Raw genomic sequence first — 6831 nt, 5'->3', positions numbered from 1 at the left:
TGAAAGGTCTCCGAACTATTTTTTCTGTGTCCTTTCGTTTCTGAGACCAATAATTTCGAATTTTCACTTCTGTGGTTGTTCCATTTCTGTGGTCTTAAATATTTTTGGTCACAGAACTGAAAGGTCTCCGAACTATTTTTTCTGTGTCCTTTCATTTCTGAGACCAATAATTTCTGATTATCAATTCCGTGGCGTTCCAGTTCCGTGGTCAAAAAAATTACCCAGTCGCCCAATTGCCTGATTAGTTCTCTTTGCAAAATTATCAAAACAGGATAAATTGTCATGCCTGCGCATGCAGGCATCTCATTTTTTGGTTGACTTAATCATCAATTAAAAAAGAGATTCCTGCATTCGCAGGAATGACAGCGTCTCTTTTGATTTCCATTTTTACAACAGTAACAAATTCCCTAATTACCGAATCACCAAATCCCACACCTGGCTGGTTTCCAACCCAATAAATCTCCAATTCGAACCACCGTTTTCACTGAGCCAAAGCCCATCGTTTAACGTTCCTGCGTAAATTGTATTTTGGTCATTCGGATCAACCAGGATCGCATGGATGTCCAGCACCCTCAGCCCGTTATTGACTGCCTGCCAACTTTCGCCCCGGTCTGTGCTTTTAAAAATTCCGCCTTGAAACGTGCCAGCATACATCACATTCGGATTCTGAGGCGCAAACGCCAGGGCGTAGACGGTATGATGCGTCAGCCCATTGATTTTTTGCTGCCAGGTTTGACCATAATCATTTGAGATAAATACCCCATCATCCTCAGTGCCGACCGCTAATAAATTCGGCTGCGAGGGATGCTGAATGAACGTGCGAATCCCCAATCCCAATAACCCGATCGGCTCCCAGTTTTCGCCGCCATCGCGACTGCGATGGACGCCGGCCTCGGTGGCGCAAAATAGCAAATTGGGATCGTTGGGATCGATTACCACGGTCGGTGTAAAGGTGCTGGTCAATCCCGCATTTTTCTCGGCCCAGCTCTGCCCGCCATCAATGGTCTTAAAAATACCGTAGGCTGTCGCGGCATAAACAATATCGGGATTCGTCGGATCAATGGCGGTCTTCAGGCATTCGGTGATGTTCCAGCCCGTGGTGATGATCCAATTTTTACCGCCATCGTTGGATTTCAATACGCCATTCCCGCACGAGAGATAAAAAAGTTGCCGATTATTTTGTTTGGCAACGGAAACGGAAAAACACTTGGTGTATTTCCAGCCGTAATGCTGCCAGGACTTTCCCTGATCGCTGGTGGAGAACAGGCCCACAGTGGGATTGTCTTTATTTTGTAATCGGAAAACTTTGGTGCTTCGGGTAACGACGTAGAGGGTCGAGGATTTTGACCAGAGCCTTGAAAAATTGGAGGTAATTGACAGGATTAACACCAGAAAAATGAGAAGATTTTTTTTCATGCTCCCTCCATTGAGATGTTACCGCTATCGGCCAATCGGAAATTGGCGTCAACATAAAAGTGCAATGTCATTCCGAGCGATCCGTCCGCCAGTCGCCGGACGGAGAGCGAAGAATCTCTTGAATTAACGAAAGTAGGTGCGTTTATTGAAAGGATTCTTCGTCGCTTCGCTCCTCAGAATGACAGCGCCTATCTGAATATTCGCTCAAGTCGATGCCTCTGGCCGCGCGGCCGATGACGATCACCGATTCATTGCTATAATTTCGCTTGATATTTTGAAATTTTTGCATATATTTAGCATGTGGGATAATTGAGCTTGATACGTTATTATTCATCAGACAATAATTATTACCACCTGGTCAGATTAAACATAATGATGTCATTCCGAACGAAACGAAGTGGAGTGAGGAATCTGTATATTTCAAGATTGGTAGGTTTCATGAATAGATTTCTCTCCGCTAATCGGCGGATCGAAATGACGTGCATTTGTTAATGGTTTTCACTCATCTGACTTAGTAGAATTTTCAGTGCCGAGAAAATTTAAAATCAAGAGCTACTTTATCCCACCTGCTAAAGATAAAAAATTATTCGGAATGAAACAAGCAGATTTTTCATTCAATCGAATGCTTTGCCAATTCAGCATGTTAAAAATGAATATTAGAGGTTAGCCAAATGGCAAAAAAATATTATAAAGTCATCTTTGCTCCCCAGGAAGAAGGTGGCTATACCGTGACTGTTCCTGCATTGCCAGGATGCATCTCAGAAGGTGATACCTACGACGAAGCGCTGGCAAATATTAAAGAGGCGATCGCCCTGTACCTGGAGAGCCTGCAAGCGGATGGGCTTTCCATCCCAGAAGAAAATCATCTGATCGTTGAAATTGAGGCAACCTATGCCCAAACTGCCGTGGCTAAAAACCAAGATGTGATTCGGGCGCTTTAAAAAACTGGTTTTATCGTACACCGACAGAAGGGAAGTCACAAAATATTCAAAAAAGATCATCTGCGCGTTACGGTTACCTTTCACTCTCGGGACTTGAAGAAGGGCACGGTGTTCAGTATTATCGAACAGGCAGAACTCACTATAGAAGAATTTCTTGAGCTTTTGGACTAAAAGCTCAATCGGGAAAGGGGCAATTATGTCCTCCATCAAAGTCTTCGTTAGCTCCACCATTTACGACATGAAGGCCGAGCGCGACGCCGCGGAGCAAGCCATTCGGGCGGTCGGCATGGAGCCGATCATGTCCGAGCGCACCATGGGCGCTTATCCCATGTCCAGCCAGGATACGCTGAGAAAAAAGATCAAAACCAGTGAGATTTATGTGCTGATATTGGGTCGGCGCTTCGGATTCCAGTTCGAGGACGGTACTTCGGTCACCAAATTTGAATATCAGACCGCCAAGGATGCGAAGCGCGTTATCTTTGTCTATAACATGAAAGGCGACAAAGAGCCGCTGCAGGCCGAGTTTGCTCGAGAAGTGGGCGATTTTAAACGGGGTCGCTTCTGGTACGAACCCAGCAACGCGGACGAGCTCCAGCGCCAACTGCAAAAAGACCTTCAAAGCTATCGCGATGATGTTTTCCGCGAGTACCATTATGGCAAGGAAGGGCGGCCGCTGTGCGATCTGCCGGTCCCATTGCGCTTCATCGGCCGAAAGGACGAGCTGCAGGATCTGGAACAACTGGTGCTCGCCGAAGCCATTGTGACGGTAACCGGTCTGGGCGGCATTGGCAAGACCGCGCTGGCGTGCAAAGTGGCCGAGCGGCTGAAAAACCACCCCAATTTCAGCGATGGCATCCTGACCGTGGATTGCGGCTCAGCCCAATCGACCGCAGCCGTGCTGGGAACGCTCATCGCCCGACTGGGATTGCAGCAACAGAACATCGATAGCATCGATGGGCTGGTCCCTTTTCTCCAGGGCAAAAAATTATTGCTGCTGTTCGACAATGCCGAGACCGTGCTGAACCACGACCGCGCCGCGTTCCAGCACATGACCGAGACGCTGCGCGCCAAAACCGATCTGCCGCTGCTGCTCACCACCAGCCGCGAGGCATTGGCCATTCCTGGCGAGAAACTGTACGAACTGGACCGCATGGCCGCTGCCGATGCCGAGGCCCTGTTCCGCGCCATTGCCGAGGACAAGGGCTATGCCATTACGGCTGCTGACGAGCCTCACCTGAATTATCTGCTGGAACAATTCGAAGGCTATCCTTTGGCCATTTGCCTCTGCGCCGAGCTGTTGCCCGATTATTCTCTGGCTGAGCTGCGCCAGGAGTGGGATGCGCGGCGCACCGAGCTGCTGCGCGACCCGTTGCGCCCGACGCATGAACTGGACCGCACCCGCAGCGTCGATGTCTCCATCCGCCTGTCCTATGAGACCCTGACTGAGCCCGCGCAAGACCTGTTTGCCCTGCTCTCGCTCTTCCCAGCAGGCGCGGATGGCGAAGCCCTGGCCGCCATTTTTGGCCAGGACTGGCGCAGCGCCGCCTTTCTGCTGACCCGTAAGCATTTAGCCCTGCGATTGGAAGATCGCTATCGATTGCTGCGCCCGGTGCGAGCGTTTGCCGCAGCCCGATGGAACGAGCATCCTCAGGCGCAGGAAAAAACCGAGGCATTCATCCGCTATCATGAAGAAAAAGCCGAAGCCTGGCATGAGGATATCATGGCGGATCGAGGCAAGGACTCGCTGCGCCGCTTTGCCCAACAATATCCCAATTTTCATGCGGCTGCGGATTGGCTGTTCTCTCGAAATGATGCCCCAGCCAGCGAGCGATTGTGCCAGATGCTCACCCATTGCAATTATCTTTATAGCTGGAATGGCCTTTGCGCTGTAGGGATCGAATATCTGAACAAAGCTCTGGCTGCAGCGCAGCGTTTCGATTTAAAAGTGGGCGAAGCGAATTGTCTTTCGAGTTTAGGGGATTTGAGTTTTCTGATGAGTGACCATGAGGCGGCGCGGGGCTATTGGGAGCAGGCGTTGCCGTTGTATCGCCGGCTGGGGGCTCAGTTGGGCGAAGCGAATTGTTATCGGAGTTTAGGGGATTTGAGTTTTCGGATGAGTGACCATGAGGCGGCGCGGGGCTATTACCAGCAAGCGCTTTCCTTATATCAGGCAATCGGGGATCAATTCAGCATCGCTGGCGCCCAGGCAAGTCTGGCGCGGTTGTGGTTTGCCGAGGGAGATATTAAGCAGGGCGAACAGCTATTTGGCCAGGCCATCAGCTATTTGGAGTCCCTGCCGCATTATTTCAATGCCGCGGTTTTTTTAGTGTGGCAGGCGCTTGGCTATCCCGGCAAAAAATACCGAGCGAAGCAGCGCGCTTGTTTGAGCAAAGCGGCGGAGTATTTCGAGCGAGCAGGTAATAGAGCCGCGGCGGAGCGGTGTCGCCGGGAGATTGAGGAGCTGGGTGGGTAGTGAGCAGTGGTTGGTGATCAGCAATCAGTAATCAGTGGTCAGTGGGCAGTAATCAGTGATCAGTAATCAGTGATCAGTAATCAGTGATCAGTGATCAGTGATCAGTGATCAGTAATCATTGATCATTAAGATATGTGGAAATGATGCCAGGTCTGCTGTGCAAAGGCTTGCTGCGTTTATGAAAACCTTAGTAGAAAAATTACGCCATCACCGAATTGAACCTTATTCGCTTATTTTTCAGGCTGTGGCGATTTGCATGCAGGTTTCGGCCAGATAAGCGAATAAGGTTAAAAATTGTGGTCGTTTTCTTGGCTACTAAGGCTTTCGAGCTGGGATTGTTGTCAATGTGATGATCGAAAACCTTAGTAGAAAAAATATCCCCATATCCAGCGAACCTTATTTAATCATTTTTCGATGAAACTGTTGGCAGAGGGATTGGGTTTTTCCCCCGTTGATAAACGAATAAGGTTAAAAATTTTTGTCTTTTTCATAGCTACTAAGGTTTTCGAGCTGGGTTTGTTGTCAATGTGATGATCCAAAACCTTAGTAGAAAAAATATCCCCATATCCAGCGGACCTTATTCGGCTATTTTTCTGGCTGTGGCAATTTGGATGCAGTTCCTCGCTCGGCCTGATAAGCGAATAAGACGAAAAATTGCGGGGTTTATAACGCTCGCAAGGGCTCAAAAAAATTACTCAATGTCGAAGGATCTTTGGAATGAAAAAATTCACAACATTGATCACTCTACTTTTATTATTTGCCTCATCGCTCTTTGCCCAATCTCTCACCTGGGTGGAGGTCACTCGTCAGTTCAATTTGCCCGAGGGGATTCATCTATTTCAGGGCGAACGGTCATCGCCGCCATTAAAGGCCTGGTATCTGGAGGTCGATTTGCAACAGCCGCACATTGCCATTCGGTCTTATCTCTCCCAGGCGCCAGGCGGCAAAGAAGGCGTGGCGCCATTTGTCCAGCGGGTGGGCGCCATTGCGGCGGTGAACGGCGGCTATTTTGACCTCAATGGGAGCACTTCCTACTCGGCGGTGGTCTATCCCGGGGAGGTGCTGGCCCAGAACCTGAGCACAATTTATCGCAGCGGCGTGCCCTATCCAGTGACCCGTAGCTTTTTTGGGATGACCACTGAACGCGCGCTCTCGGTGGATTGGATCTACCATTTCGGCAGTCGTGTGGAGGATATTTACCTATTCGATCAGCCGACGGCCAATGCCCCGGGCAAACCAGCGCCAGCTCCCACAAAAGCCCAGGGTCGGCTTTATGAAAAACTGCTGACAGGTATCGGCGGCGGCCCAACGTTGATTAAAAATGGTGCAATATTCATTTCCCATGATGAGGAAGTGTTTTGGGATTCGGGCATCGGATATGCCACAGAGAATCCCAGAACTGCGGTGGGCATCACGCCGAACAATCATGCCATCCTGCTGGTGGTGGATGGCCGGCAGACCGCCAGCCAGGGCGTCACGCTCCCGGAACTGGCACAGATGCTGCTGGATTTGGGCTGCGTCGAGGCGATGAATCTGGATGGCGGCGGCTCCACTCAGATGGCAGTGGGCAATCAGCTCATCAATCGGCCCGAGGGCGGCACGTATATGCGGCCGGTGCCATCGATCCTGGCCGTCGTCCATGCCGATTCCCTGGCATTCCCCAAAACGATCTATTATGAAAAGATCATCGACACTGCGGATCCTGCCTGCGATTTGGTGGGATTGGGCTGGTTCGCTTCAGCCAATGCTGGGTATTGGGGCGGCACGGCAGCAATGTTGAATACCATTGGCACAGGTGATCGCTATGCCAAATTTCGTTTGAATGTGAATGCTCCGGCGCAGTACGAACTGTTCGCCTGGTGGGTGGCTGCCTCGAATCGCTGCAAAAATACGCCATTCATTGTGAACCATGCCAGCGGCAGCGATACGGTCCGCCTCGATCAAACGATCAACGGCTCGAAATGGAACCGCATCGGCAGCTATCCTCTTTCGGGAGATTCC

Annotated in this window: 5 protein-coding genes; 4 read left to right on the top strand and 1 reads right to left on the bottom strand. The window is 50.3% G+C overall.

The annotated features are described in order from the left end of the window. Window positions 1-411 precede the first annotated feature (411 nt). Window positions 412-1416, bottom strand: coding sequence for a hypothetical protein (locus tag ONB37_20120; GenBank protein ID MDZ7402469.1), 1005 nt, complete (start codon window positions 1414-1416; stop codon window positions 412-414). A gap of 671 nt (window positions 1417-2087) precedes the next feature. Here ONB37_20120 and ONB37_20115 point away from each other — a divergent pair. From ONB37_20115 to ONB37_20100, 4 genes are all read left to right on the top strand, one after another. Beyond that, window positions 2088-2357 carry a type II toxin-antitoxin system HicB family antitoxin gene (locus ONB37_20115; protein ID MDZ7402468.1) on the top strand — a complete coding sequence of 90 codons (270 nt, stop codon included), beginning with the start codon at window positions 2088-2090 and terminating at the stop codon, window positions 2355-2357. Window positions 2358-2369: 12 nt separating this feature from the next. Further along, window positions 2370-2528 (top strand): type II toxin-antitoxin system HicA family toxin, encoded by a 159-nt coding sequence (locus ONB37_20110; protein MDZ7402467.1) that lies wholly within the window; start codon window positions 2370-2372, stop codon window positions 2526-2528. A gap of 25 nt (window positions 2529-2553) precedes the next feature. Beyond that, window positions 2554-4830, top strand: a complete 2277-nt coding sequence (locus ONB37_20105) for a DUF4062 domain-containing protein (GenBank protein MDZ7402466.1) — start codon at window positions 2554-2556, stop codon at window positions 4828-4830. Window positions 4831-5547: 717 nt separating this feature from the next. Further along, the coding region (locus tag ONB37_20100; GenBank protein MDZ7402465.1) for a phosphodiester glycosidase family protein at window positions 5548-6831 on the top strand (1284 nt) is incomplete at its 3' end.

The sequence above is a fragment of the candidate division KSB1 bacterium genome, from assembly GCA_034506395.1.
Taxonomy (GTDB): Bacteria; Zhuqueibacterota; Zhuqueibacteria; order Thermofontimicrobiales; family Thermofontimicrobiaceae; genus Thermofontimicrobium.
Note: the sequence above shows the minus strand (reverse complement) of the source record. Positions and strands in the feature narration are given on the sequence as shown.